Here is a 26,872-nt window from a genome sequence, read left to right as displayed (position 1 = left end):
CGACGTCGCGCTGCCCCTCCCGAAGAGAAGTGCCCCGGATCGATGAAATCCGGGGCACCGCTGGGCAGTTCACTCCTTCGGGCGAGTCCGGCGACGCCGCCGGCGGCCGGTCAGCCGTCCGTGCCGAATGCCATCACCAGGTACTCCTCGTCGTACGTCCGGTCGCGCTTGTGGGCGAACTGGGCCGACATGTACAGGCGGCCCTTGCCGAAGAGCACCTCGGCGTACTCGGGCTGCAGGTTTCTCTCCGCCGTGTGCACGCTGCGCTCGGCGGGGTTCTCCAGCAGTTTGGTCACCTTGAAGGTGCCGCCGTCGATGCTGACGACCTGGCCGCCCTTGCTCCACGGCGGCGCGTTGTAGGCCAGCAGGTTTCCGCCGTCCATGCGCAGCGGGGAGAGCGTGTAGCCGTCGCCGGCCTCGGCACGCTGCCCGGTCGGCTTGCCGGTGCGCAGGTCGAAGGCGACGATCTCGTTCGTCCTGCTGTGCTCGGCCCGGCCGTCGTGCGGCTCGGTCATCAGGTACAGCCTGCCGCCGCCGGCGACGACCTGGTTGCAGCCCTCGACGCGGGTGATGCCGTCGCAGCGGCCCCCGTAGGTGTCGCCAGGCGCGGCGATCCGGGCGAGCAGCCTGCCGGTCCTGTCGTCGATGGAGAAGTAGTCCGAGACACCGCTGCCGTCGCCCGCGGCGTCACCGACGTCGGCGGCGACCACGAGGGGGTCGGTGGACACGACGGACGCGTACTCGACGCCGTCGGGCATCTCGTACTCGGAGATCACCTTGCCGGTCTTCGGCTCGATGTTCTGGATGTGCAGCTTCCGGTTGTCGTACGGGCCGCACTTGCGCACCGCGACCAGCCGGGCGCCGCCGCCGTAGCCGTCGTCGGAGCAGGAGTCGCCCGCCTTGGGCTGCCACAGTGCCTTGCCGGAGTCGATGTCGAACGCGGCACCGCCGTCGGAGCTGCCGACCGCGACCGTGTGCTGGGCGACCGTCACATTCTCGAAGGTGACCGGGTAGTCACCGGAGTTGATCGTCTTCGTCCACAGCCGCTTCCCCGCGGCGAGGTCGATCGCGGCGACCTGGCTGCACCCCGCGGAGGAGTCCTTCGGGGGCATCTTCGGCTGGAAGGTGACCGCCGTCCGGCCGTCCTCGTTCACGTGGTCGCTGGCCGCGCAGATGGGGCCGGGCAGCTTGACCGTCCACAGCCTGCTGCCCCGGACCGGGTCGTAGCCGGTGATCTCCGCGATGCCGCTCTTGGCGTACACCGTGTCGGTCAGCCAGGAGCCGGAGGTGACGACCGTGTCGTCCGTCGTGGGCAGCTCCACCTTGAACAGCACCTTGGCGGCCGGGTCGGCCGGCACCTTCTCCTTGCCACCGCCGCCCCCGCTCGCGGAGCCGCCGGAGCCGCCGCTCGCGGAGCCGGTCTGGCCGGCGGAGGAGACGGGGTCGTGGGAGGGGCCGTCGTCCCCGGCGGAGCCGGCGTACCAGATGCCGCCGCCGATGATCAGCGCGATCGCGGCGACCGCCGCCACCACGATGAACAGGGTGGTGTTCCGCCGACCGCCGCCCGGCACCGGCCGGGGCGTCATCGGCGCGGTCGGCGGCTGCCCCGGACCCGGGTAGCCGTAGCCCGGCTGCATGCCCTGCACGGGCTGGGCGGGCTGGGCGGGCTGGGCGTAAGGGTTGTGCGGCTGGGGGGCGTAGCCGGCGGGCGGCGGGCCGCCGTACGCCGGGGGCTGGGCCGGCTGGGCCGGCGGCTGCTGGGCATACGGGCCCGGCTGCGCGCCGGGCGGGCCGTAACCGGGCCCCGGCGGGGGCGGCGGATAGCCGTAGCCCGGCTGCGGGGGCTGCGGCGGATAACCGTTTCCCGGCTGCGGGGGCTGGTGGGGCGGGGGCGGCTGGGTCATGGCGGCGGGTACCTCGGTGACGCTCTGCGGGCGGACGGCGAGAAGGGGAGCGGGAAGACGGGAGCCGACGCCCGGCTCAGTCGCCGAAGGCCATGATCAGCTTCTCCTTGGAGTCGTCGTCGCCGGACAGCCGGCCCGCGGAGACGAACAGCCGCCCGCCGGTCCAGTCCAGGGCCCCGTCGTAGAAGGTGTTCTCGACACCGGCGGCGCCCCGCGGGTTGCGCAGCAGCGCGGTCGTGCCGTGGGAGGACCCGGCCGTCGGCACCGACACCACCTGGCCGCCGCTGTCGTACGACGGCTGAACATACGCGATGAGCTTGCCGCCCTCGGTCTTCACCGGGTACATCGGCCGGTCGCCCGGGGACTTCACCCGCCACTTCTCCTTGCCGTCGGTGAGGCCGACGGCCACGATCTCGTTGGCGCTGACGGTGGCGTCGGTGGGCAGGTAGAGCGTGTCACCGTCGACCGCGACGCCCTGACAGCCCTGCAACTCGCGTTGCAGAACCGCCCAGCCGCAGCGGGGGGCGAACTTCTCGTCCACCGCGACCTGCGAACGGACCTTGCCGTCGTCGGTGAGGGCGGAGATGTTCCAGGTCTTCTTCTCGCGGTTGGTCAGGTACACCACGAGCGGGTCGACCGAGTAGGTGCGGCTGACCTCCCAGCCCTTCTTGAGCTTCTGCGTCCAGCGCACGGTGCCGTTCGCCGGGTCCAGTTCCTGGATCTCCTCGTGCTCGTCGGAGCCGCCGACGCCGCAGGAGGACACCTGGATCAGCCGGTCGGTGCCGCCCGCGTAGGCGGCCGGGAAGCAGGCCGCGCCGTACCGCTTCTTGTCGTACAGCTTCTTGCCGCTGTCGATGTCGTACGCCGTGCCCGACTGGGAACGGCCCACCATCAGCGTCTTCCCGCTGACCGTCAGCTCGATGGTGAGGGCGCTGTCGAACAGGCCGCCGTCGGCGACCTCGCCGCTCCAGCCCTTCTCGCCGGTGCGCAGGTCGAGCTGCTGGAGCTGGTTGCACTTGGCGCGCTCGCCGCCCCCGTTCAGGTACGCCACGACGATCTTGTCGTCGGCCGACTTGTGCGGGGTGACCGCGCAGATCTTCTGCGGGAAGGAGACCGGCCCCCAGGCGGTGCTGCCGTCCGCGGTGCCGAAGGCGAAGACCTGCTTGTAGGCCGCCTTCACCGCGGTGTCGCCGGCGATCCACATGCCGGGCGCGTCGGCGCCGGACGCGGGGGCGTCGGGGGGCGGCGCGTACCAGAGGACCTTGGCCTCGCCGGGGCCGCGTCCGTCGTTGAGGTGGTCCGGGTCCGCGCCGCCGGAGGTCGTCGGCGAGGCGGTGCCGGAGGGCCCGGGGCCGTCGCTGCCCTGGGCGACGGGCTTCCCGCCGCCGCCCTTGTCGTCGCCGCCCGCGGTGACCGCGAACACCGTGCCGCCGATGACGAGCAGCGCGGCGACCGCGGCCCCGACGACCAGCGCCGTCTTCTTCTTGGCGGCCGGTCCGCCGGACGCCGGCCCGGGTATGCCGGGCGCGGCCCCGGGCATGCCCGGGTACGGCGGCTGCGGCGGCTGTCCGTAACCGGGCTGCGGGACGCCGTACGGACCCGGCTGCGGCGGCTGTCCGTAACCGGGCTGCGGGACGCCGTACGGACCCGGCTGCTGCGGCGCCTGCTGCGGGTACCCGTAGGGGCCCGGCTGCGGCTGTCCGTAGGGGCCCGGGGCGGCGCCGTACGGGCCGGGCTGCGGGTAGCCGTAGCCCGGCTGGGGCTGCGGGGGCGCGGCGGGCGGCTGGGGCGCACCGAAGCCGCCCTGCGCCGGGGCCGTCTGCGGGGGCTGGGGTGCGCCGAAACCGCCCTGCGCCGGGGCCGTCTGCGGGGGCTGAGGGGCGCCGAACCCGCCCTGGGCGGGCGGGGGTTGGGGGGCGCCGAAGCCACCCGGGCCCGGCGGCTGGTCCTGTGGTGCTTCCTGCGGTGCTCCGAATCCGCCCTGCGGCGGCTGGTCGGGCGGCTGGGTCATCAGCGCTCTTCCCCCTCGTTCACTGATTTTTAGCCACGCCCCGAAGCACGCGACGGACGGCTCTGGGCCGCTTCTCAGACGATTTTCAGACGGCTCTTTCTATCACCCGGCGGTGACAGCGCAGGGGGCCGTGCCCTCCCCGGTTCCCAAGGGAGGACCGGCCCGTGACGCCGTCGTTACGCGTCTTCACGCCCCCTTCACCCGGCGCACGCGCCCCCTTCGCGCGCCGGGTCGAGGTCAGGCGTCCTCGGCCAGTTCCAGCCAGCGCAGCTCCAGTTCCTCCCGCTCACCGGCGAGGTCCCGCAACTGGGCGTCCAGTTCGGCCACCTTCGTGAAGTCGGTGGCGTTGTCGGCGATCTGCGCGTGCAGCTTCGTCTCCTTCTCGGAGATCTTGTCCAACTGGCGCTCGATCTTCTGGAGTTCCTTCTTCGCGGCGCGCTGGTCGGCGGCGCTCTTCTCCGCCGTGACCGGCTTGGGCGCCGCGGCGGCGGCCCGCTCGGCGACCGCCTCCTCCATGCGCCGGCGCCGCTCCAGGTACTCGTCGATGCCGCGCGGCAGCATCCGCAGGGTGCCGTCGCCGAGCAGCGCGAACACCCGGTCCGTCGTCCGCTCCACGAAGAACCGGTCGTGGGAGATGACGATCATCGAGCCGGGCCAGCCGTCGAGGACGTCCTCCAGCTGGGTCAGGGTCTCGATGTCGAGGTCGTTGGTGGGCTCGTCCAGGAAGAGGACGTTGGGCTCGTCCATGAGCAGCCGCAGCAGCTGGAGCCGCCGCCGCTCGCCGCCGGAGAGGTCCCCGACCGGCGTCCACTGCTTCTCCTTGCCGAAGCCGAACGTCTCGCACAGCTGCCCGGCCGTCATCTCGCGCCCCTTGCCGAGGTCGACGCGCTCCCGGACCCGCTGTACGGCCTCCAGCACCCGCCAGGTGGGGTCGAGTTCGGCGACCTCCTGGGAGAGGTAGGCGAGCTTGACGGTCTTGCCGACGGCGATCCGGCCCCCGGCGGGCTGCTCCTCGCCGTCGGTGCGGGCGGCGGCGGCCATGGCGCGCAGCAGCGAGGTCTTCCCGGCGCCGTTGACGCCGACCAGGCCGATCCGGTCGCCCGGTCCGAGCTGCCAGGTGACGTGCTTGAGCAGCACCTTCGGCCCGGCCTGGAGGGTGACGTCCTCCAGGTCGAAGACCGTCCTGCCGAGCCGCGAGGAGGCGAACTTCATCAGCTCGCCGCTGTCCCGGGGCGGCGGCACGTCCGCGATCAGCTCGTTGGCGGCCTCCACCCGGAAGCGCGGCTTCGAGGTCCGCGCGGGCGCGCCGCGCCGCAGCCAGGCCAGCTCCTTGCGGATCAGGTTCTGCCGCTTGGCCTCCTCGGTGGCGGCGATCCGCTCGCGTTCGGCGCGCGCGAAGACGTAGTCCGAGTAGCCGCCCTCGTACTCGTACACGTCACCGCGCTGCACGTCCCACATGCGGGTGCAGACCTGGTCCAGGAACCAGCGGTCGTGGGTGACGCACACCAGCGCCGAGCGCCGGTTGCGGAGGTGCTCGGCGAGCCACGCGATGCCCTCGACGTCGAGGTGGTTGGTGGGCTCGTCCAGGACGATCAGGTCCTGTTCCTCGATGAGCAGCTTGGCCAGCGCGATGCGGCGCCGCTCACCGCCGGAGAGCGGTCCGATGACGGTGTCCAGCCCCTTGGGGAAGCCCGGCAGGTCCAGCCCGCCGAACAGTCCGGTCAGCACGTCCCTGACCTTGGCGTTGCCGGCCCACTCGTGGTCGGCCATGTCGCCGATCACCTCGTGGCGGACCGTGGCGGCGGGGTCGAGGGAGTCGTGCTGGGTGAGCACGCCGAGCCGCAGCCCGCCGGAGTGCGTGACCCTTCCGGTGTCGGCCTCCTCCAGCTTGGCGAGCATCCGGATGAGGGTGGTCTTCCCGTCGCCGTTGCGTCCGACGACCCCGATCCGGTCCCCTTCCGACACGCCGAGCGAGACGCCGTCCAGCAGGGCACGGGTGCCGTAGACCTTGCTGACGTTCTCGACATTGACCAGGTTGACGGCCATTTCACTCCTGTGCGCGGGGCGGTATCGACATGCGGCTCCACCGTGTGGGTCAGCCTTCTAGCGTAGGGCTTCGGGGGTGAGGGGCGGGGCGCGAGGGGGTTGTCACTCTTTGTGATGACGTGATCGGGATTGGACCGCTACGGTGGAGGGCAGGCACCAGGATCTTGTCCATGGGAGGAACCATGACAGCCCAGCCTGCTGAGCAGTCGGGGTGGCGAATGCCCCCGCTGGACGGCTACACCATCGACGACCTGCTCACCCTGCCGGATCTCCCGCCGCACACCGAGCTGATCGACGGGAGCCTGGTCCTCGTGAGCCCGCAGCGTTACTTCCACTTCGCCACGATCGACTTGTTGGTGGCCGGACTGCGCAGCACCGTACCGTCCCACCTGAAGGTGGCACGCGAGATGACGGTGGTACTGGATCGTCGTAACGGGCCCGAGCCGGACATCTCCGTGATCAAGGCCGCAGCCAGGAAAGGGTTGAGGCAGACGTACTTCGAGGGTAAGGACGTCGTACTCGCCGTCGAGGTCATCTCCCCTGAGTCCGAGGCCCGCGACCGGCTCACGAAAACGCACAAGTACGCCGCAGCAGGCATCACGTACTACTGGCTGGTCGAGATGACCGAGCCGGATCAGTATCCCGCCGTCGAGATCTTCGAGCTGTCGGAGGCCACGGGCACGTACCGGTCGATCGGCACCTACCGGGACCGCGTCAAGGTCGACAAGCCCTACCCCATCGACATCGACCTCACCGCCATCGACAACCTCTGAGCCTCAGAGAACCGTAGCCCCCGCCACCGGCCCCGCCGCCACCCGTACCGCCCCGCACGTCCCCGACACCCGCAGGGCCTCGGCCACCTTCTCCGCCGCCTCGGCGTCCCGGGCGAGGAACGCCGTCGTGGGACCGGACCCGGAGACCAGCGCGGCCAGTGCCCCCGCGCCGCGCCCCGCCGCCAGCGTGTCCGCCAGCTCCGGGAAGAGGGACAGCGCCGCCGGCTGGAGATCGTTGGAGACGGTCGCGGCCAGCGCGTCCGCGTCGCCCTTCGCCAGCGCCGCCAGCAGGTCCGCCGAGGCCACCGGCTCCGGGATCTCGCGGCCCTCGGCCAGCCGGTCGAACTCGCGGAACACCGCCGGCGTGGACAGCCCGCGCCCGGCCATCGCGAACACCCAGTGGAAGGTGCCGCCGACCTCCAGGGCGGTCAGCCGCTCACCGCGCCCGACGCCGAGCGCCGCCCCGCCGACCAGGCTGAACGGCACATCGCTGCCCAGCTCGGCGCAGATCTCCAGCAGTTCCTCGCGCGAGGCGCCCGTGCCCCACAGCGCGTCGCAGGCGAGCAGCGCGCCCGCGCCGTCCGCGCTGCCGCCCGCCATGCCGCCGGCGACCGGGATGTCCTTGGCGATGTGGAGGTGCACGTTCGGCTCGATGCCCCGGCGCCCGGCGAGGGCGATCGCCGCGCGCGCGGCGAGGTTGGTGCGGTCCAGGGGGACCTGGCCGGCGTCCGGGCCGTCACAGGTGATCCGCAGTTCCTCGGCCGGGGTCACCGTGACCTCGTCGTACAGGCCGACCGCGAGGAAGACGTTGGCCAGGTCGTGGAACCCGTCGAGGCGGGCGGCGCCCACCGCGAGCTGGACGTTGACCTTGGCCGGGACGCGTACCGTGACGCTCACTCGCCGCTCTCCTTGTGTTCCGCGATCCGCGCGAATTCCTCGACCGTCAGCGACTCCCCGCGCGCCTGTGGCGACACCCCGGCCGCGACCAGGGCCGCCTCGGCCGCCGCCGCGGAGCCGGCCCAGCCGGCGAGCGCGGCCCGCAGGGTCTTGCGGCGCTGCGCGAACGCCGCGTCGACCACCGCGAAGACCTCCCGCTTGGTGGCGGACGTCTTGATCGGCTCGGTCCGCCGGACCAGGGACACCAGTCCGCTGTCGACGTTCGGCGCCGGCCAGAACACGTTCCGGCCGATGGCCCCGGCCCGCTTGACCTCGGCGTACCAGTTGGCCTTCACGGACGGCACGCCGTACACCTTGTTCCCGGGCGCGGCGGCGAGCCGGTCGGCGACCTCGGACTGCACCATCACCAGCGTCCGCTCGATGCTCGGGAAGGTGTCGAGCATGTGCAGCAGCACCGGTACGGCCACGTTGTACGGCAGGTTCGCCACCAGGGCCGTCGGCGCGGGGCCGGGCAGCTCGGTGACGTGCATCGCGTCGGAGTGGACCAGCGCGAAGCGGTCGACACGCTCGGGCATGCGCGCGGCGATGGTCGCGGGGAGGGCGGCGGCGAGCACGTCGTCGATCTCGACGGCGGTGACCCGGTCGGCGACCTCCAGCAGCGCGAGGGTGAGCGAGCCGAGCCCGGGGCCGACCTCCACCACCACGTCGTCGGGGCGGACCTCGGCGGTGCGCACGATCCGGCGGACGGTGTTGGCGTCGATCACGAAGTTCTGGCCGCGCTGCTTGGTGGGGCGGACGCCGAGCGCTGCCGCGAGCTCACGGATGTCGGCGGGGCCGAGGAGGGCGTCGGGGGTGGGGCTGGTCACGGGACAAGGGTACGGGGGTGCGGGGGGCCGGGGTGCCGCGGGAGGCGCGAGCGGCGGGCCGGGGGACTACCCCCGCAGCCTCGCGCCGCAGTGCGGCCACGGGCTCGGCCCCCGCTGTACGTACAGCTTCTTCGCGCGGTACGTCTGTTCCGCCGGGGAGGCGTCCTGGGGGCGGCCCTTGCCGCCGAGGGCGTGCCAGGTGCGGGCGTCGAACTGGTAGAGGCCGCCGTAGGTGCCCGAGGGGTCGACGGCGTCCGGGCGGGCGCCGGACTCGCAGACGGCGAGGGCGTGCCAGTTCAGGTGGTCGGCGTCGTGCACGGAGGCGGGCCGGGGCCGGGTGCCGACCTTCACCACCTGGGTGCGTGGCGCGCGCACCAGCTCGGTGCTCTCCGGGCGCGGGCGCTGCCGGACCCCGTTGACGGTGCGCACGTAGTAGACGGTGCGGCGCAGCCCGGGCCGGCCGGGCTGGGTGACGACCTCGGTGCCCTGGAAGAGCGCGGCATCGGCGATCCGTACGGCCGGGAACGGGATCGGCTCCTCGTGGACCTCCCGCCGGCCGGTCACCCGCAGCACGGTCACGGTCTGTCCGTCGCGCGGGAAGCTGTCCCCCGGGACGGAGAGGGTGTCCTGGCCGCGCAGGGTGATCCCTGCCTCCTCGACCACCTCGCGGACGGTGGCCGCGTTGGTGCGGACGGTCCGGGTCCGGCCGTCCGCCATGACGGTGACGGCCCGCTCGGTGCGCACGTCGAGCGCGAGCCCGGCGCGTGAGATGCGCCGGGAGCGGGAGGCCGACAGATAGGCGCCCTCGGCGCGCACCCCCAGCTGGTCCAGTGCGCCGGCCACGGTGTGCGCCGTCGTCCACACCTGCTGCCGGTGGCCGTCCAGGGTGAGCCGTACGGGGCGGCCGTAGCGCACCGCGACCTCGTCGCCGCTGGTGAGTTCGGTGCCGGGGGCGGGCGCGACCATGTCGTGCGCCCCCACCCGTACGCCCTCCTCGGCGAGCAGCTCGCCCACGTCGTCGGCGAAGGTGTGCAGGGTGCGCCGGTCGCCGTCGACGCTCAGCTCGATCGCCTTGTCCTTGGCGACGAAGGCGGTGGTGCCGCCGGCGAGGAAGGCCACGACGAGCGCCTGTGGCAGCAGGCGGCGCACGGCGGATTCCGGGCGCTCCCCACCGCGGACCCTGCGCCGGCGCGCGGCCCGCCCGTCCGGCTCCTCGCCGTCGCCGTCCGCCCGGAGGCCCGGGCGGACCACCAGGAGGTCCACGGAGCCGTGCTCGCGCGCCTCCTCCCCCGGCGGCCCGCCCGCGCCCTGCCGCGGCAGCACCGGCTCGCCCGCCCGCGCGTGCGCCACCGGGTTCGCGTCGTACCGGCCCGGCGGCGCGCCGCCGCTTTCGTCGGGCGGTGCGGCGCCGGGGCCGTACGCCTCATACGTCTCGTACTGCGACTTGCTCACGGCCGACACGCTCCAGAGGGCCAGAGGGGTCCGGATCGGGCCCCCAGAACCTAGCGGAGCGGCGGTCACTCTCCAAAGCGGCACGACTACGTACGGTCGCCGCGGGTGGGCGACCGGCGGCGGCCGGTGACCGTCAGTAGTCGAAGGCGCGGGCGGTGTTCGCGGCCAGGGCCGTCGCCAGCGTGTCCTCGTCGATGCCGCGCACGGCGGCCATCGCGCGGACCGTGACCGGAACGAGATACGGCGCGTTCGGCCGTCCGCGGTACGGCGCCGGGGTGAGGAACGGCGCGTCGGTCTCCACCAGGACCAGCTCCAGCGGGGCGACGGCGAGGGCGTCGCGCAGGTTCTGGGCGTTCTTGAAGGTGACGTTGCCGGCGAAGGACATGAAGTAGCCCTCGCGGGCGCAGATCCCGGCCATCTCGGCGTCGCCGGAGTAGCAGTGGAAGACGGTGCGCTCGGGGGCGCCCTCCTCCTTGAGAATCCGCAGCACGTCGGCGTGGGCGTCGCGGTCGTGGATGACGAGCGCCTTGCCGTGCCGCTTGGCGATCTCGATGTGGGCGCGGAAGGACCGTTCCTGGGCGGCCTTGCCCTCGGGGCCGGTGCGGAAGTAGTCCAGGCCCGTCTCGCCGACGCCCTTGACGTGCGGCAGCGCGGCCAGCCGGTCGATCTCGGCGAGGGCCTCGTCCAGCGCCGCGTCCCCGCCCGCCGCGCGGGCTCCTTGCCTGGACCAGCCATCGGGGTCGCCGTGGACGATGCGCGGGGCCTCGTTGGGGTGCAGGGCGACGGCCGCGTGGACGCTGTCGTGCGCGGCGGCGGTCTCGGCGGCCCACCGCGAGCCCTTGATGTCGCAGCCGACCTGGACGACCGTCGTGACGCCCACCGAGGCGGCCTTCGCCAGGCCCTCCTCGACCGTGCCGGACTGCATGTCGAGGTGGGTGTGGGAGTCGGCGACGGGCACCCGCAGCGGTACCGGAAGCGGCGGCGCGGCGTTCTTGTCGTCGCCCTTGGAGCTGTGGCCGGCGTTCGAAGGCATGCCCCGATCCTACGAAAGGGGCATGCCCCGGCCGTCCGGTGCTCCGCTCAGCCCGCCTTGCGGTGGAACGGGTGCAGCAGGCCGGACAGGTGCCAGTGGTGCGGCCGCCCGGCCCGCCCCGGCACCTCGACCGGGCCCGCCGCCGGCACCCGCGGCACCTCGACCGGGCCCGCCGCGGGCACCCGGTGGGGCCGCCCGTCGGCCGCCGCGCGCACGGAGGCCACCTGGCCCGCGCGCATGATCCGTACGAGGTGGCCGTCGCAGTACTGGCAGACCGGCCGGCTCAGCGGCGACGGCACCACCCGGCCGTCGGCCAGGTACCGCACGACCTGCTCCCCCTCGGCGTTCGTGCGGTGCTCGACCGCGTACGACTGCTCCCAGCCGTGCCCGCAGCGCATGCAGGCGAAGGCGTACGACTCGTGAACGACGTCGGTGGCCGAACCGGCGTCGGTGGCCGAACCGCGGAGACCGGTCTGCCCTGCTATGTCACTCATGCCAGCTCCTTCTTGCCCGGGTGCGTCCCTGTTGGACGGGTGCGTCCCACCGCCCAGTGGACGCCTCCCGGGGCGCGAAAGCATCCGACCTGCCAAGTGTTAACGCCGATTTGGCCACGGCTTGCCCGAGCGTGCCGATTGGGACGACTGGCTTTGCCATCGAGGCCGGCCTTTTGCCGACGTATGGGGGGCGCCCTAAGGGGCGCGGGGAACTGCGCGATCAACCACGACGGACCAGCAGCCCGCTACGCACAGGCCCCCTACGGCGCCACCCGGCGAGACCCCCCTCACTCACCGGCCCGCTTGGCGGCCACAACGGCGTCGAAGACCACCCGCTTGGGCACGCCCGCCTCCACCGCCACCGCCGCGATCGCCTCCTTGCGCCGCTCCCCGGCCTCCTCCCGGACCCGGACCCGGCGCACCAGTTCCTCCGCGTCCAGTTCCTCCGGCCCGGTCTCCGGCGCCCCCTCGACCACGACGGTGATCTCCCCGCGCACGCCGTCGGCGGCCCACCGCGCCAGCTCGGCCAGCGGGCCGCGCCGCACCTCCTCGTACGTCTTGGTCAGCTCGCGGCAGACGGCGGCCCGCCGGTCCGCGCCGAAGACCTCGGCCATCGCGGCGAGGGTGTCGTCGAGCCGGTGCGGGGCCTCGAAGTAGACGAGGGTGCGCCGCTCGGCCACCACCTCGCGCAGCCGGGACAGCCGCTCGCCGGCCTTGCGCGGCAGGAAGCCCTCGAAACAGAACCGGTCCACGGGCAGCCCGGACAGGGCGAGCGCGGTGAGCACGGCGGACGGGCCGGGCACGGCGGTGACCCGGACGTCCCGCTCCACGGCGGCGGCGACCAGCCGGTAGCCGGGGTCGGAGACGGACGGCATGCCCGCGTCGGTCACCAGCAGCACGCGCGCCCCGCCGAGCAGCTCGTCGACCAGCTCGGGGGTGCGGGCGGACTCGTTGCCCTCGAAGTAGGAGACCACCCGGCCCTTGGGGGTGACACCCAGCGCCTGGGTGAGCCGGCGCAGCCGCCGGGTGTCCTCGGCTGCGACCACGTCGGCCGCGGCCAGCTCCTCGGCCAGCCGGGGCGGCGCGTCCGCGATGTCGCCGATGGGGGTACCTGCCAGGACAAGGGTTCCAGTCACGCCCCCATCCTCCCAGGGCCCGCGCCGGGGAGGGAAAACGCGCGCCCGGCGACCGGTACCGCACATGCACGGGACTCGCACAGGACGGTTCCCTACGATGGCGCGGTGACCAGTACCGCGTCCTCCATGGACCTCCGGCAGGGCCAGGCACCGCACGATGGGCGGCCGTCGTGGCAGCGGCGGCTGCGCCGATTCGGTTACGCGCCGGGCAAGGACGCGCCGGCCGGTGACGTACGCGACCGGCTGGTGCCGCCGTACGCGCAGCCGAGCCCCCGGCTGTGGCGGGTGCTGGGCGCCTCGCCGGTCCTGGCCGAGCGGCTCACGCGCTGGTCGGGCTGGGGCGGGCCGCTGCTGGTGACGCTGGTGGCGGGCCTGACGCGGTTCTGGAACCTGGGCAGTCCGCGGGCGGTGATATTCGACGAGACGTACTACGCCAAGGACGCCTGGGCGCTCGTCCACCGCGGTTTCGAGGTCAGCTGGGACCAGTACGGCAAGAACGCCAACGACATGGTGCTCCGGCAGCACGGCGGCCTGGCGGTGCCGACCGACCCGTCGTACGTGGTGCACCCGCCGGTCGGCAAGTACGTGATCGGGCTCGGGGAGCTGCTGTTCGGGTTCGACCCGTTCGGCTGGCGGTTCATGACGGCGCTGCTCGGAACGCTGAGCGTGCTGCTGCTGTGCCGGATCGGGCGCCGGATGTTCCGCTCGACGTTCCTGGGCTGTCTGGCGGGCGCGCTGATGGCGGTGGACGGGCTGCACTTCGTGATGAGCCGGACGGCGCTGCTGGACGGCGTGCTGATGTTCTTCGTGGTCGCGGCGTTCGGCGCGCTGGTGGTCGACCGGGACCGGGCCCGGGAGCGGCTGGCCGCCGCGCTGCCGGCCGGGCCGGACGGCCGGGTCCGGCCGGACGCGTCCGTCGCCGACGCCTTCCGGTTCGGCCTGCGGCCCTGGCGCTGGACGGCGGGCGTGCTGCTGGGCCTGGCCGTGGGCACGAAGTGGAACGGCCTGTACGTGCTGGCGGCGTTCTGCGTGCTGACGGTCCTGTGGGACGTCGGCACCCGCAAGGTGGCCGGCGCCCGTCACCCGTACCTGGCGGTCCTCAAGTACGACACCGGTGCCGCGTTCGTGGCGACGATCCCGGTGGCGCTGGTGGTCTACGTGGCCTCCTGGACCGGCTGGATTCTCTCCCCCGCCGACGGCACGGGCGGCTACTACCGCGACTGGGCGGCCACCGACGGCAGGGGCGGCACCTGGTCGTTCCTGCCGGACTGGCTGCGCAGTCTGTGGCACTACGAGCACGAGGTGTACAAGTTCCACGTCGGGCTGGACCAGCCGCACACGTACCAGTCCAACCCGTGGAGCTGGATCGTGCTGGGCCGCCCGGTGTCGTACTTCTACGAGTCCCCCGGGCCCGGCACCGACGGCTGCCCGGCGGACGCCGGGGAGAAGTGCGCCCGGGAGGTGCTGGCGATCGGCACGCCGCTGCTGTGGTGGGCGGCCTGCTTCGCGATCGCCTATGTGCTGTGGCGCTGGGCCTTCCGCCGGGACTGGCGGGCCGGCGCCATCGCCTGCGGGATCGCGGCCGGCTATTTGCCGTGGTTCCTGTACCAGGAGCGGACGATCTTCCTCTTCTACGCGGTCGTCTTCCTGCCGTTCCTGTGCCTGGCGGTGGCGATGATGACGGGCGCGGTCATCGGCCCGCCGCGCTCCTCCGACACCCGCCGGGTGATCGGCGCGACGGCGGCGGGCGTCCTGGTCCTGCTGATCGCCTGGAACTTCATCTACTTCTGGCCCCTGTACACGGGCACGGCCATCCCGATGGACTCGTGGCGGTCGCGGATGTGGCTGGATACGTGGGTTTAGGCGTCACGGTTCGACAACACCCGCCCCAAGGGCACCGCAACCGCTTACAGTTCCTCCGCACGTCGAATTGAACGTGTTCAACAGGCTGAACGGGAGGGGGGACCGCGTCATGCGCAACGGGGTCAAGGCGGCCGTGGTGGGCGGGGTGTGCGTCACGCTGCTGAGCGGCGCCGGCTACGGGCTCTACACCTTCGCGTCCGCGATGAGCGGTGACAGCGGCACGGCGGCCGGCGTGGCGCCCCCGCGGACCGGGCCGCCCAGCGGCCCGGAGGTGAAGGAGACGGCCAACGCGTTCTTCGCCGCCTGGGAGAAGGGGGACGCGGCGACCGCGGCCTCCTACACGAACTATCCGGAGGCGGCGAAAACGCTGCTGACGGCCTACGGCCAGGACGCGCACATAGCCGAGGTGCGGATCGCACCGGGCACCCCCGACGGCGCCACGGTGCCCTTCGCGGTGACCGCGACGGTGTCCTACGACGGCGCCTCCAAGCCGCTGTCCTACCGCGGCACCCTCACCGTCGTACGCGGCGTCACCTCGCACCGGGCGCTGGTCGACTGGCGGCCCTCCGTCGTCCACCCCCGGCTGCGCCAGGGCGACACGCTGGCCACCGGCGAGTCGTCCGCCCCGCGGATCGAGGCCGTGGACCGCACCGGGAAGGTGCTGGACCGGGGGAAGTACCCCTCGCTCGGCCACCTGCTGGACGAGTTGCGCGGCCGGTACGGCGACAGGTCCGGCGGCCGGCCCGGGGTGGAGCTGGTGATCCGGCACCAGGCCGCGCCGGACGGCGGCCAGGCCGCGGACACCCCGCTGGTCACCCTGGTCAAGGGCAGACCGGGCCGACTCCCCACCACGCTCAGCGCGAGCGTCCAGGCGGCGGCCGAGGCGGCCGTGATGAAGTACCCCGAGTCCTCCGTGGTGGCCGTCAAGCCGAGCACCGGGGAGATCCTCGCCGTCGCCAACAACCGGAACGACGGCTTCGACGCGGCCCTCCTCGGCGAACGCGCCCCCGGCTCCACCATGAAGATCGTCAGCGCGGCGACCCTCATCGACAACGGCCTGACCACGGCGGACGGCCCGGCCCCCTGCCCGCCCTCGGCCGTCTCGGAGAGCCAGACCTTCCAGAACCTCCAGGGACTGGCGCCCGACGAGCACGCCACCCTCGCCGACAGCTTCGCCCGCTCCTGCAACACGGCGTTCATCAAGTTCGCCGACGACCTGAAGCCCGACTCCCTCACCCGGGAGGCCGAGGACCGGTTCGGGCTGGGCCGCAACGACTGGCAGGTCGGTGTGCCCACCTTCGACGGCCGGGTCCCCGCCTCCGGCGGCCCGGACACCGCCGCCAGCCTGATCGGCCAGGGCCAGGTGCAGATGAGCCCGCTGAACATGGCCTCCGTGACGGCGACCGCGATCACCGGCGCCTTCCGCCAGCCGGTGATCGTGCCGCTGAGCCTGGACGGCCGCGCACCGGCACGCGCGCGCGGCCTCGCGCCGGACACCGTCCGCCAGCTGCGCGCGATGATGAACCGCACCGCGCGCACCGGCACCGCGGCCGGGGTGATGGCCGGGCTGAGCGGGGACGTCGGCGCCAAGACCGGCTCCGCCGAGGCCGACGACACGGCCGGCTCGGACAGCTGGTTCACCGGGTACCGGGGCGATGTCGCGGCGGCGGCCATGGTCCAGGACGGCGGGCACGGCATCGACGCAGCCGGGCCGATTGTCGCAACCGTGCTACGGAACGCCGGTTGAGATCACCCGTGAAGACGGGGACCGTAAGGTGAAAGCCGTCGTTGGGAGTGTGAGGGCTTAGGAGAGCCTGGGAAGCGCGCGGAGGAACTGAGGCTGTGGGCAAGAGAAGGCGCGTCGCCGAGCGGCGGAAGACCCGGCCCGCCGTGCTCGGCGGGATGCTCGCCGTGGTCGTCGGCGGCGCCGGGGTCGGCCTCTACGCGCTCTACGACGGCGGGGCCGCGGCCGACGAGGGCACCGCCGCCACGGCCCGCCACAAGAGCGTGAAGACCGGCCCGCTCACCGCCGCCGAGGTCCGCACGGCCACCACCCGCTTCCTCACCGCCTGGCAGCACGGCAAGGCCGCCGAGGCCGCCGCCGCCACCGACGACCCCGCGGCGGCGGCCCCGCTGCTCACCGGCTACACCAAGGACGCCCACCTGAAGGACGTCACCCTCACCCCCAAGGCGGCCAAGGGCGGCACGGTGCCCTTCGATGTCCGCGCCACCGTGGCCTACAAGGGCATCAGCAAGCCGCTGGCCTACGGCAGCTCGCTCACCGTCGTGCGCCGCCCGGGTGACGGCGAGCCGCGGGTCGACTGGCACGCGGCCGTCGTCCACCCGGACCTCAGGGACGGCGACCGGCTGGTGACCGGCGCCTCCGGCACCCCGCCGGTCAAGGCGCTGGACCGCGACGGCGGTGAGATCACCGCCGCCCGGTACCCGTCGCTGGGCACGGTGCTGGACGGGCTGCGGGAGAAGTACGGCAAGACCGCCGGCGGCCAGGCGGGCGTCGAGCTGCGCGTGGTGCGCGGCGAGGAGTCCAAGGCCGCCAAGCTGTCCGACAAGACGCTGGCGGAGCTGAGCGAGGGCACCCCGGGCACGGTGCGAACGACGCTCAGCCCGGCGCTCCAGGCGGCGGCCGAGCGGCAGGTGGACAAGCGGGCGAAGGCCTCGGTGGTCGTGCTGCGGCCCTCCACCGGCGAGATCCTCGCGGTCGCCAACAGCGGGCACGGCTTCAACACCGCCTTCCAGGGCTCCCTGGCACCCGGCTCCACGATGAAGGTCATCACGGCCTCGCTGCTCATCGACAAGGGCCTGGCCTCGGCGGACAAGCAGCACCCCTGCCCGAAGACGTTCACCTACGGCGGCTGGAAGTTCCACAACGACGACGACTTCGAGATCAAGGGCGGCACGTTCAAGGCGAGCTTCGCCCGCTCCTGCAACACCGCCTTCATCAGCCAGGCGAAGAAGCTGGACAACGACGACCTGACCCGGCAGGCCCAGCAGGTGTTCGGGCTGTCGATGAACAACTGGGCGATCGGCGTGCCCAGCGTCGACGGCTCGGTGCCGGTGCAGTCGGCGGCGCAGATGGCGGCCGAGCTGATCGGGCAGGGCGGAGTGCGGATGAACCCGCTGAACATGGCGTCGGTCGCGGCCACCGTGAAGGCGGGCTCCTTCCACCAGCCGTACCTGGTCGCCCCGTCCGTCGACCACCGGACGCTGGCCACCGCCGCGCGCACCCTGTCCCCGAAGACCCTCTCCCAGCTGCGCGAGCTGATGCGGTACACGGCCGCCTCCGGCACCGCGGCGGAGGCGATGGCGGGGCTCGGCCCGGACTACGGCGCGAAGACCGGCTCGGCGGAGGTGGACGGCCAGAAGAAGCCGAACGGCTGGTTCACCGCCTACCGGGGCGACCTCGCCGCCGCGGGCGTGGTCCAGGCGGGCGGCCACGGCGGCGACACGGCCGGTCCCATCGTGGCGTCGCTGCTGAAGCTCGGCGGCTGATCAGCCGCGGACCGGCTCGGCGGTGTAGGTGCGGCGCAGGAACCGCAGCAGGGTCTTGGAGTCGAACTGCACGACTTCCACGCCGTGGCCGGTGTGGAACTCCACGACGGCCTGGACCCGCCCGCAGGGCCACACCCGCACGTCGCCGGTCCCGGCCGGCGCGCGCAGTCCCCGTTCGAGCAGCGCCCGGGAGAAGGTCCACTCGTGCGGCCCGGGCAGTCCGATGCGGACGGAGCGGGGATCGCGGTCGGGGTCGTAGCGCAGCACGACGGGCACGGCCCCCGGGCCCTCCTCGTCCGTGACGATGTGAGCGCGTGCGTACTGTTCGACCACAGACATCGGACCGCCCTTTCACGCACGGTGACCTATGTGAAAGCTGTTCTTCCGCTTCCATCCAGAGTGGCACATTTTCCGGTTCGCGCCCCGGTGGGAGACGAGACTTTGTCTCTCTTGCGAGGGGTTCGCAACAAGGGCCTAAAATCGTCGGGTGCACGTACCTGACGGATTCATAGACGCCCCGACCTCCGCGGTCACCGGAGTGGTCGCCGCGGGCGCCCTCGCGGTGAGCCTGCGCGGTGCCCGCCGCGAGCTGGACGAGCGCACCGCACCGCTGGCCGGTCTGGTCGCCGCGTTCATCTTCGCCGTACAGATGCTCAACTTCCCCGTCGCCGCCGGAACCAGCGGACACCTCCTCGGCGGTGCCCTGGCGGCGATACTCGTCGGACCGTACACGGCCGTGCTGTGCGTGTCCGTGGTGCTGCTGATGCAGGGCGTGCTGTTCGCCGACGGCGGGCTGACCGCGCTCGGCGTGAACATCACCGACATGGCGCTCGTCACCACCGTCGTGTCGTACGCCGTCTTCCGCGGCCTGCTCGCCGTGCTGCCCCGCAAGCGGCGCTCGGTGACCGTGGCGTCCTTCGTCGCCGCGCTGGTCTCCGTGCCCGCGGCCGCCGTCGCCTTCACCCTGATCTACGCGGTCGGCGGCACCACGGACGTCCCCATCGGCAAGGTCGCCACCGCGATGATCGGCGTCCACGTCCTCATCGGCATCGGCGAGGCGGTCATCACCGCGCTCACGGTCGGCGCCGTCATCGCCGTCCGCCCCGACCTGGTGCACGGCGCGCGCGGCCTGCGCCAGCGGCTCCAGCTGCGGGTGAACGGCGCCCTGGTGGACGCCCCCGCGGCCGAGCCCGTCACCCCGGCGCCCGCCGCGGCCCGCACCTCGCGGCGCACGCTGTGGGTGACCGGCCTGGTCACCTCCCTGGTCCTGGCCGGCTTCGTCAGCTTCTACGCCTCCGCCAACCCCGACGGCCTGGAGAAGGTCGCGCACGACAAGGGGATCGACAAGAAGGAGGAGGAGCACGCCACGGCCGACTCGCCGCTGGCCGACTACGGCGTGAAGGACATCTCCAACGCCCGGCTGTCCGGCGGTCTCGCGGGCGTCATCGGCGTCGGCGTCACCGTCGTCGCGGGCAGCGCGGTGTTCTGGGCGCTGCGCAGGCGGCGCAGTGACGACGCCTCCCCGGTGAACACGAGCGTCTGAGGTGGGAGCGGGACACGCGCACCGGCTGTACCGGCAGGGGCACTCGCCCGTGCACGGGCTGCCGCCGCACACCAAGCTGGCCGCCACGTTCCTGTTCGTGGTGGTCGTGGTGTCGACCCCGCGCGAGGCGATGTGGGCGTTCGCGGCGTACGCCGTGCTGCTCGCGTCCGTCGCGTACCACGCGCGCGTGCCCGCCGGTTTCCTGCTGCGGCGGCTGCTGATCGAGGTGCCGTTCGTGGCGTTCGCGGTGCTCATGCCGTTCGTCGCGGAGGGCGAGCGGGTGCACGTCCTCGGGCTCTCGCTCAGCGTGAACGGGCTGTGGGGCGCCTGGAACGTGCTCGCCAAGGGCACCCTCGGCGTCGCCGCCTCCGTACTGCTGGCCGCCACCACCGAGCTGCGTGAACTCCTGCTCGGCCTGCAACGGCTGAAGCTGCCGCCGCTGCTCGTGCAGATCGCCTCCTTCATGATCCGCTACGGCGACGTCATCACCGACGAGATGCGCCGGATGCGGATCGCCCGGGAGTCGCGCGGCTTCGAGGCGAAGGGCGTGCGGCACTGGGGCGTGCTCGCCAAGTCAGCCGGCGCGCTGTTCATCCGCTCCTACGAACGCGGGGAGCGGGTCCACCTGGCCATGGTGAGCCGGGGCTACGCCGGATCGATGCCGGTCATCGACGAGGTGACCGCCTCCGGCGCCCAGTGGCGGCACGCGCTCGCCCTCCCCTGCGCCGCCCTCGTCGTCTGTCTGCTGGGATGGTTCCTGTGACTGCTTCTCTGGAGGTCTCCGGCCTCGCCTTCGCCTACCCGGACGGACACCAGGCCCTGTTCGGCGTGGACTTCTCCCTCGCGCGCGGCGAACGGGTCGCCCTGCTCGGCCCCAACGGCGCCGGCAAGACCACCCTGGTCCTGCACCTCAACGGCATCCTGAGCGGCGGCACGGGCACGGTGACCGTGGCCGGGCTGCCGGTCGGCAAGCAGCACATGGCCGCGATCCGGCAGAAGGTCGGCATCGTCTTCCAGGACCCGGACGACCAGCTATTCATGCCGACCGTGCGGGAGGACGTGGCGTTCGGCCCGGCCGCCGCCGGGATCAAGGGCGCCGCGCTGGAGGAACGGGTGAACACCGCGCTGGAGCGGGTCGGCATGCGGGACTTCGCCGACCGGCCGCCGCACCACCTGTCCTTCGGGCAGCGCCGCCGGGTCGCGGTGGCCACCGTGCTCGCGATGGAACCGGAGATCCTGGTCCTGGACGAGCCGTCGTCCAACCTGGATCCGGCCTCCCGCCGTGAGCTCGCCGACATCCTGCGCTCGCTGGACGTGACGGTCCTCATGGTCACGCACGACCTGCCGTACGCGCTGGAGCTGTGCCCCCGCTCCCTGATCCTCAGTGACGGCGTGATCGCGGCGGACGGCCCGACCGGCGAGCTGCTCTCCGACGAGGAGCTGATGCGGGCGCACCGGCTGGAGCTGCCGTTCGGCTTCGACCCGAAGTCCGTGGCCATGGGCGCCTGACGCCCCGCCCCACCCCGGCAACGTCGATGTAACGATTCCGCTGGGCCGGTTCCACCGAGGAATCGCAGGCGTGCGTGCCCTGTTGCACCCACTGTCGCAGGCGATCGGGAAGGGATGGCGGACGTGGACGTGAACGGCACAGTGGCCGAGGGCTTCGAGCCGGTCAGGGAGGCGTTCGCCGGGAACTTCGCACGGCTCGGCGAGCGCGGCGCGGCCGTCGCGGTCTACCGGGACGGGCACCGGGTGGTGAACCTGTGGGCAGGCACCCGGGACATCGACGGTACGGCGCCCTGGGAGCCCGGCACCGCGCAGATCGTGCGCTCGGCCACCAAGGGCGTGGCCGCCGCCGGCCTGCTGCTCCTGCACCAGCGCGGCGAACTGGACCTGGACGCCCCCGTCGGCACGTACTGGCCGGAGTTCAAGGCGGCCGGCAAGGAGCGGGCGCGGGTGTGGCACCTGCTCGCGCACCGGGCGGGCGTACCCGTCCTGGACCGCCCGCTGTCCCCCGCCGAGGCCGCCGACCCCGACCTCGGCGCCGCGGCCGTGGCCGCCCAGGCGCCGGTGTGGGAGCCGGGCACCGACCACGGCTACCACGCCCAGACCTACAGCTGGCTCACCGGCGAACTGCTGCGCCGGATCACCGGCCGCCCGGTGGGCGAGTGGATGTCCGAGGAGATCGCCGGGCCGGCCGGTGCCGACCTGTGGCTCGGGCTGCCGGAGGCGGAGCGGGCCCGCGCCGGCCGGGTCGGCCCGGCGGCGACGCCCGAGACGGCGGGCGGTCTGAAGACCCGTCCCAAGCGCGCGGTGGCCGAGGCCTACGCCGACCCGGACTCCCTCACCCGCCGCGCGTTCGCCGCGATCACCCCGCAGCCGGACGAGAACGACCCCGGCTACCGCGCCGCCGCCCTGCCCGCCTCCAACGGCATCGCCACGGCCGACGGGCTGGCCCGCTTCTACGCCGCGCTGATCGGCGAGGTGGACGGCGGTACCCGCCTGTTCACCCCGGACACCATGGAGCTGGCCCGTACCGAGCGGTCCGCCGGGCCGGACCGGGTGCTGGTGGCCGGCACCCGCTTCGGCCTCGGCTACATGCTGCACGGCGCCGCGTCCCCGCTGCTGTCCCCCGGCTCCTTCGGGCACCCCGGCCGCGGCGGGGCCCTCGCCTTCGCCGACCCGGAGTCCGGCATCGCCTTCGGCTACGTCACCAACGGCTTCCGCGCGAGCGTGACGGCGGACCCGAGAGCGCAGGCGCTGGTACGGGCCGTCCGCACGGCGCTCGCCTGAGCCACGACCGCGCCCGGCGCACGCCGGGCGCGGATCACACGTGGATCGGGTGGGAGGTCCGCCCGGACGCCGAGTCGATCTCCTCGTGCGCCTTGGTCAGCAGTTGCATGGCCAGGTCGTTCAGGGCGCGGGCGCCGGCGATCTCCTCGCCGACCCGGGGCTGGTTGGCGTCGACCTGGTGCCTGCTGGCCCGGCCGTGCGCCCGTACCTCGCTGCCGTCGGGCAGGCGTACCAGGGCCGCCGCGCGCGTGTGCTGGTCGTCCTCCTCCTTGAACTCCAGCTCGACGTGCCAGCCGACAGGGGTGTGCGTCATCACGACCACCTCCGAGAATCGCTGCTTCCAGGGTGCGCCCTGTCCCCCCGCCCCGTCATGTCGGCGGTGTCAGGCGGTGCGTTCGCGTACGTCCGCGACGGTGGCGCCGGCGTGCATCACCAGGTCCTTCGGCGCCACGGGGAAGACGGTGTGGGGCGTCCCGGCCGCCGCCCACACCAGGTCGTGCTCCAGCAGAGCGCGGTCGGCGAGGACCCGGGTGCGGGTGCGGTGCCCGAAGGGCGGCACCCCGCCGATGGCGTACCCGGTGGTCTCCCGCACCACCCGGGCGTCGGCCCGGCCGACCTTCCCGGCGCCCAGTTCCTCGCGCACCCGCTCCACGTCCACCCGCGAGGCCCCGTCCATCAGCACCAGCACGGGCTCCCCGTCGGCGGCGAAGACCAGGGACTTGCAGATCTGGCTCAGTCCGCACCCGATCGCGGCGGCGGCCTCGGCCGCGGTCCGGGTGGCCTCCGGGAAGCGGCGGGTGCGGGCGAGGAGGTCCTCCAGCCCGAGCTCCCGCAGCGCTTCGGCGAACCGGGGGTGGGCTCCGAATTCCTCGGTGTCGGCGTCTGTCGTCGTCATGCGGGGCACGCTACGACACACCCGGCCGCCGCTCACGCGGGTTTCGGTCCCCGGAACCGGAGGGGACCCCGGTCCGTCGTCATAACGCATCCCGGCGGAGGAGAAGTGACGGTGACCCGGGTTTCCCTGACGGGCGGCGGGGCGCGCCTGGTGACGGCCGCCGCCGCCCTGGTGCTGCTGTCCCCCCTGGCCGGCTGCTCCTCCGCGGCCACCGCCGTCGAGGCGTGCATGGGCAAGCGGGCCGTCTCGGCCACCTCGGGGGAACTCGCCGGCACCTACGTGGGGGAAGCCCACGCCAAGGGCGTGACGCTCACCCTTGAGGCGTCGGACGACGGCACCGGCGGGAAGGTGACCGTGCGCAACTGGCCGACCGGCTCCGACGAGTACGGGCACGTCCGGCTCTCCTTCACCGAGCCGGAACGGTTCCTCCAGGAGGACACCCTGGACAGCCTGTCGATCGCCAAGGACTCCCGGCGGATGTACCTCTACGAGGACGACGACCCCGAAGTGTGCCCCACGTTCCGCCTGCGGCGCACCTGAGCGGCCCCGGACGGCGAGAAGCCGGTGAGGGTGCGTCCCCGTCCCCACGGGCACCCTCACCGGCCGACCGGTGCCGGAAGCGGTACGTCAGGCGCGTACCAGTTCCTTCTCCTCCTCCGGCTCGGCGTGGGTGCGCAGGCCCTCGCCCTCCACGTCCACGTTGGGCAGCGCGCGGTCCAGCCACTTCGGCAGCCACCAGGCCCGCTTGCCGAGCAGCGCGAGGACCGCCGGGACGATGGCCATGCGGACGACGAACGCGTCGAAGAAGACGGCGATCGCGAGGCCGAAGCCGATCATCTTGACCATCGACTCGCTGGAGCCGATGAAGCCGGAGAAGACGGCGATCATGATGACGGCGGCGGCGGACACGACCCGGGCGCCGTGCTTGAAGCCGGTCACCACGGCCTGGCCGGGCGTCTCGCCGTGGACGTACGCCTCCCGCATCCGGGTCACGAGGAACACCTCGTAGTCCATCGCGAGGCCGAAGACGACGCCCACCATGAAGATCGGCATCATCGACATCACCGGGCCGGTCTGCTCGACGTTCATCAGGCCGGACAGCCAGCCCCACTGGAAGACCGCGACGACGGCGCCGAGCGCGGCGAGCACCGACAGCAGGAAGCCGAGGGCCGCCTTCAGCGGGACCAGCACCGAGCGGAACACCACGATCAGCAGCAGGAACGCGAGCCCCACCACCAGGGCCAGGTACGGCAGCAGCGCGTCGTTCAGCTTCTGCGAGACGTCGATGTTCATCGCCGTGGAACCGGTGACGAGCACCTCGGCGCCGGTGTCCCGGGTGATCTCCGCGCCCTTGTCACGGATGGCGTGCACCAGGTCCTCGGTGGTCACCGAGGACGGCTTGGAGTTGGGCACCACGGTGATCGTCGCGGTGTCGCCGGCCTTGTTGGGCGCGGCCGGGGTGACCGTGACGACGTCCTTCAGGCCCTTGATCTCGGCGCCGACCTCGGCGAACGCCTCCTTGGGCCGGGCGCTGTCCTTGGCGTCGACCACGACCATCAGCGGGCCGTTGAAGCCGGGACCGAAGCCCTCGGAGAGCAGGTCGTAGGCGCGGCGCTGGGTGGTGGAGACGGGCTGGGAGCCGTCGTCGGGCAGGCCCAGCTCCAGGGAGGCGACCGGGAGCGCCGCCGCGCCGAGGCCGAGGACGCCGAGCAGCAGCACGGCGACCGGGCGGCGCACCACGAACCGGGCCCAGCGGGTGCCCATGTTGGGGCGGCCGGGCCGCCCCGGCGTACGGCCGCCGCCGAGCAGCTTGCTCTTCTCGCCGGCCGGCTTGACCTTGCGGCCGGCGTAGCCGAGCAGCGCCGGGATCATCGTCAGGGCGATGAGGACGGCGATGGCGACCGTGCCCGCCGCCGCGATGCCCATCTTCGTCAGCATCGGGATGTTGACGACGGACAGGCCGACCAGGGCGATGACGACGGTCAGGCCGGCGAAGACCACCGCGGAGCCCGCCGTGCCGACGGCGCGGCCGGCGGCCTCCTCGCGCTCGCGGCCCTCGGCGAGTTCGGCTCGGTAGCGGGAGACGATGAACAGCGCGTAGTCGATGCCGACGGCGAGGCCGATCATCGTGGCCAGGGTGGAGGTGGTGGAGCCCAGGTCCAGCGCGGAGGCCAGCGCGGTGATCGAGGCGACGCCGATGCCGACGCCGATGATGGCGGTCAGCAGCGGCAGGCCGGCGGCGAGCAGCGAGCCGAAGGTGATGACGAGGACGACGGCGGCGATCGCGATGCCGATGATCTCGCCGGAGCCGGTCTCCGGCGTCGCGTTCAGCGCGTCACCGCCGATCTCGACGGTCAGTCCGGCGTCCCGCGCGTGCTGCGCGGCCTCCTTGAGGTCGTCGCGGGTGGTGTCCGCCAGCTCCATGCCGGAGACCTTGTACTTCACCGACGCGTACGCGATGGTGCCGTTCTTGCTGACGGCGTGCCCGGTGTAGGGGTCGGCGACGGAGGCGACCTCGGGGCCGCCACCCAGTTCCTTGACGGTCTTCTCGACGGCCGCCTTGTTGCCGGCGTCCGTCATCTTCTCGCCGCTCGGGGCCTTGAAGACGACCCGGGCGGTGGCGCCGTCGGCGCTCATCCCGGGGAAGCGCTGTTCCAGCAGGTCGAAGGCCTTCTGGGCCTCGGTGCCGGGGATGGAGAAGGAGGTGTTGCCGGGGGCCGGCGCGGAGGCGGCGCCCACCCCGGCGAGGGTGAGCAGAGCGACCCATATCAGGGCGACGAAGTGCCGTCGCCGGAAGGCGAGGCGGCCGAGTTTGTACAGGAACGTAGCCACTTAAGGCGTTCTCCCGGTCAAGTCGTGGGTTCAGCTGGGCAGGGGTGATCAGCCCGACGACGTGAGCGGTGACGTCAGGTGGTGGGCTTGCTGGGGAGGTGGGGGGTTGCGTCGGTTTCAGACGCCGAGGGCGGGGAGGACCACGGCGTCGATGTACGAAAGGAGGAAGTCCTGTGTCGGCGGCTGTTCGTCGATCAGGGTGCGGGCGGCGAACGCGCCGATCATCATGTGGAGCACGAACCCGGTCGCGGGGTTGTCCGCGCGGACCTCGCCCCGCTCGACCGCCCGCTGGAGCATCCGGCGCAGTTCGGCCAGCTCCGGCTCGATCAGGTGTTCCCGGAATGCCTGGAGCAGGTCCGGGTTGCCGTGCACCGCCATGGCCAGGCCCCGCATCAGCGCGGAGTTCTGCTCCATCTCGCAGTCGTCGGCGTGCAGGATGAGGGCGTGCAGGTCGCCCTTCAGCGACCCGGTGTCGACCGCCGCGGCCCGGCCCGGCTTGTGATGCCGGACGGCCTTCGCGACCAGCTCGGCCTTGCCGCCCCACTGGCGGTAGAGCGTGGCCTTGCTGGAGCGGGTGCGGGCGGCCACGGCGTCCATGGTGAGGGCGTCGTAGCCGACCTCCCGGAGCAGGTCGAGCACGGCCTCGTACAGCTCGGCCTCGCGCTCGGGCGTGATCCGACTGCGGCGCGTCGTCGCGACGCCTTCGGTCATGCCACTCACCTCCGCTCCGGGTCTTCCGCCTTCGTATCACCGAAGATACCCCGCGGACTAAGCGAAACGAAACGGTTTCGTACGTGGGCTGGGTCACGAACGTGAAGAGCCCG

Annotated in this window: 23 protein-coding genes; 9 read left to right on the top strand and 14 right to left on the bottom strand. The window is 72.9% G+C overall.

Annotated elements, in window-relative coordinates; translation table 11 throughout:
* Window positions 1–110 precede the first annotated feature (110 nt).
* From Srubr_RS34515 to Srubr_RS34505, 3 genes are all read right to left on the bottom strand, one after another.
* Window positions 111–1,904 (bottom strand): outer membrane protein assembly factor BamB family protein, encoded by a 1,794-nt coding sequence (locus Srubr_RS34515; RefSeq protein WP_189992095.1) that lies wholly within the window; start codon window positions 1,902–1,904, stop codon window positions 111–113.
* 76 nt (window positions 1,905–1,980) lie between these two features.
* Window positions 1,981–3,915, bottom strand: a complete 1,935-nt coding sequence (locus Srubr_RS34510; RefSeq protein ID WP_189992097.1) for an outer membrane protein assembly factor BamB family protein — start codon at window positions 3,913–3,915, stop codon at window positions 1,981–1,983.
* A gap of 237 nt (window positions 3,916–4,152) precedes the next feature.
* The gene (locus Srubr_RS34505) at window positions 4,153–5,961 is read right to left on the bottom strand and encodes an ABC-F family ATP-binding cassette domain-containing protein (RefSeq protein ID WP_189992099.1); all 1,809 of its coding nucleotides are present in this window, start codon (window positions 5,959–5,961) and stop codon (window positions 4,153–4,155) included.
* 182 nt (window positions 5,962–6,143) lie between these two features.
* On the opposite strand from Srubr_RS34505, the gene Srubr_RS34500 reads away from it, so the two are divergent.
* Window positions 6,144–6,734 (top strand): Uma2 family endonuclease, encoded by a 591-nt coding sequence (locus Srubr_RS34500; protein ID WP_189992101.1) that lies wholly within the window; start codon window positions 6,144–6,146, stop codon window positions 6,732–6,734.
* Window positions 6,735–6,737: 3 nt separating this feature from the next.
* Here Srubr_RS34500 and Srubr_RS34495 read toward each other — a convergent pair whose 3' ends face one another.
* The 6 genes from Srubr_RS34495 to rsmI all read right to left on the bottom strand — a co-directional run bounded on the left by Srubr_RS34495 (window position 6,738) and on the right by rsmI (window position 12,612).
* Window positions 6,738–7,631 (bottom strand): 4-(cytidine 5'-diphospho)-2-C-methyl-D-erythritol kinase, encoded by an 894-nt coding sequence (locus Srubr_RS34495; RefSeq protein ID WP_189992103.1) that lies wholly within the window; start codon window positions 7,629–7,631, stop codon window positions 6,738–6,740.
* Window positions 7,628–8,497 carry a 16S rRNA (adenine(1518)-N(6)/adenine(1519)-N(6))-dimethyltransferase RsmA gene (gene rsmA, locus Srubr_RS34490; RefSeq protein WP_189992105.1) on the bottom strand — a complete coding sequence of 290 codons (870 nt, stop codon included), beginning with the start codon at window positions 8,495–8,497 and terminating at the stop codon, window positions 7,628–7,630. The genes Srubr_RS34495 and rsmA overlap by 4 nt, the downstream gene beginning before the upstream one ends.
* Window positions 8,498–8,563: 66 nt before the next feature.
* Window positions 8,564–9,949, bottom strand: a complete 1,386-nt coding sequence (locus tag Srubr_RS34485) for a resuscitation-promoting factor (RefSeq protein ID WP_189992107.1) — start codon at window positions 9,947–9,949, stop codon at window positions 8,564–8,566.
* Between the two features lie 133 nt (window positions 9,950–10,082).
* The gene (locus Srubr_RS34480; protein WP_189992109.1) at window positions 10,083–10,982 is read right to left on the bottom strand and encodes a TatD family hydrolase; all 900 of its coding nucleotides are present in this window, start codon (window positions 10,980–10,982) and stop codon (window positions 10,083–10,085) included.
* Between the two features lie 47 nt (window positions 10,983–11,029).
* Window positions 11,030–11,476: a hypothetical protein gene (locus Srubr_RS34475; protein WP_189992110.1), complete on the bottom strand. Its 447-nt coding sequence runs from the start codon at window positions 11,474–11,476 to the stop codon at window positions 11,030–11,032.
* A 287-nt stretch (window positions 11,477–11,763) separates the two neighbouring features.
* Window positions 11,764–12,612 carry a 16S rRNA (cytidine(1402)-2'-O)-methyltransferase gene (gene rsmI, locus Srubr_RS34470; protein WP_189992111.1) on the bottom strand — a complete coding sequence of 283 codons (849 nt, stop codon included), beginning with the start codon at window positions 12,610–12,612 and terminating at the stop codon, window positions 11,764–11,766.
* 105 nt (window positions 12,613–12,717) lie between these two features.
* On the opposite strand from rsmI, the gene Srubr_RS34465 reads away from it, so the two are divergent.
* The 3 genes from Srubr_RS34465 (at window position 12,718) to Srubr_RS34455 (ending at window position 17,985) form a co-directional block, all read left to right on the top strand.
* Window positions 12,718–14,475 carry a dolichyl-phosphate-mannose--protein mannosyltransferase gene (locus Srubr_RS34465; protein WP_189992112.1) on the top strand — a complete coding sequence of 586 codons (1,758 nt, stop codon included), beginning with the start codon at window positions 12,718–12,720 and terminating at the stop codon, window positions 14,473–14,475.
* Window positions 14,476–14,584: 109 nt separating this feature from the next.
* On the top strand, window positions 14,585–16,222 hold the full coding sequence (locus Srubr_RS34460; protein WP_189992114.1) for a penicillin-binding transpeptidase domain-containing protein: 1,638 nt from the start codon (window positions 14,585–14,587) through the stop codon (window positions 16,220–16,222).
* 95 nt (window positions 16,223–16,317) lie between these two features.
* On the top strand, window positions 16,318–17,985 hold the full coding sequence (locus Srubr_RS34455) for a penicillin-binding transpeptidase domain-containing protein (RefSeq protein ID WP_189992116.1): 1,668 nt from the start codon (window positions 16,318–16,320) through the stop codon (window positions 17,983–17,985).
* Here the strand turns inward: Srubr_RS34455 and Srubr_RS34450 are convergent, their stop codons facing one another.
* Window positions 17,986–18,324, bottom strand: coding sequence for an SsgA family sporulation/cell division regulator (locus tag Srubr_RS34450; RefSeq protein WP_189992118.1), 339 nt, complete (start codon window positions 18,322–18,324; stop codon window positions 17,986–17,988).
* Window positions 18,325–18,472: 148 nt separating this feature from the next.
* On the opposite strand from Srubr_RS34450, the gene Srubr_RS34445 reads away from it, so the two are divergent.
* The 4 genes from Srubr_RS34445 to Srubr_RS34430 all read left to right on the top strand — a co-directional run bounded on the left by Srubr_RS34445 (window position 18,473) and on the right by Srubr_RS34430 (window position 22,321).
* Window positions 18,473–19,528, top strand: coding sequence for an energy-coupling factor ABC transporter permease (locus Srubr_RS34445; protein ID WP_189992120.1), 1,056 nt, complete (start codon window positions 18,473–18,475; stop codon window positions 19,526–19,528).
* Window position 19,529: 1 nt separating this feature from the next.
* Window positions 19,530–20,291, top strand: coding sequence for a cobalt ECF transporter T component CbiQ (cbiQ, locus tag Srubr_RS34440; protein ID WP_189992122.1), 762 nt, complete (start codon window positions 19,530–19,532; stop codon window positions 20,289–20,291).
* Window positions 20,279–21,037 carry an energy-coupling factor ABC transporter ATP-binding protein gene (locus Srubr_RS34435; RefSeq protein ID WP_189992124.1) on the top strand — a complete coding sequence of 253 codons (759 nt, stop codon included), beginning with the start codon at window positions 20,279–20,281 and terminating at the stop codon, window positions 21,035–21,037. Before cbiQ ends, Srubr_RS34435 begins: the two co-directional genes overlap by 13 nt.
* A 123-nt stretch (window positions 21,038–21,160) precedes the next feature.
* A complete protein-coding gene (locus tag Srubr_RS34430; protein ID WP_189992745.1) occupies window positions 21,161–22,321 on the top strand; it encodes a serine hydrolase domain-containing protein in 1,161 nt (386 codons plus the stop codon).
* A 34-nt stretch (window positions 22,322–22,355) separates the two neighbouring features.
* Here the strand turns inward: Srubr_RS34430 and Srubr_RS34425 are convergent, their stop codons facing one another.
* The gene (locus Srubr_RS34425) at window positions 22,356–22,634 is read right to left on the bottom strand and encodes a DUF1876 domain-containing protein (protein ID WP_189992126.1); all 279 of its coding nucleotides are present in this window, start codon (window positions 22,632–22,634) and stop codon (window positions 22,356–22,358) included.
* Window positions 22,635–22,703: 69 nt separating this feature from the next.
* Window positions 22,704–23,216, bottom strand: a complete 513-nt coding sequence (locus Srubr_RS34420; protein WP_189992128.1) for a YbaK/EbsC family protein — start codon at window positions 23,214–23,216, stop codon at window positions 22,704–22,706.
* Window positions 23,217–23,327: 111 nt separating this feature from the next.
* On the opposite strand from Srubr_RS34420, the gene Srubr_RS34415 reads away from it, so the two are divergent.
* Complete coding sequence (locus Srubr_RS34415; RefSeq protein ID WP_189992130.1) at window positions 23,328–23,756, top strand: hypothetical protein; 429 nt, start codon at window positions 23,328–23,330, stop codon at window positions 23,754–23,756.
* 87 nt (window positions 23,757–23,843) lie between these two features.
* Here Srubr_RS34415 and Srubr_RS34410 read toward each other — a convergent pair whose 3' ends face one another.
* Together Srubr_RS34410 and Srubr_RS34405 are read right to left on the bottom strand one after the other, a co-directional pair.
* A complete protein-coding gene (locus Srubr_RS34410; protein ID WP_189992133.1) occupies window positions 23,844–26,048 on the bottom strand; it encodes an MMPL family transporter in 2,205 nt (734 codons plus the stop codon).
* Window positions 26,049–26,165: 117 nt separating this feature from the next.
* Window positions 26,166–26,759 (bottom strand): TetR/AcrR family transcriptional regulator, encoded by a 594-nt coding sequence (locus tag Srubr_RS34405; RefSeq protein ID WP_189992135.1) that lies wholly within the window; start codon window positions 26,757–26,759, stop codon window positions 26,166–26,168.
* Window positions 26,760–26,872: the final 113 nt, after the last annotated feature.

Source organism: Streptomyces rubradiris, assembly GCF_016860525.1.
GTDB classification, from domain to species: Bacteria; Actinomycetota; Actinomycetes; order Streptomycetales; family Streptomycetaceae; genus Streptomyces; species Streptomyces rubradiris.
This window is presented reverse-complemented; position numbering and strand designations above follow the sequence as displayed.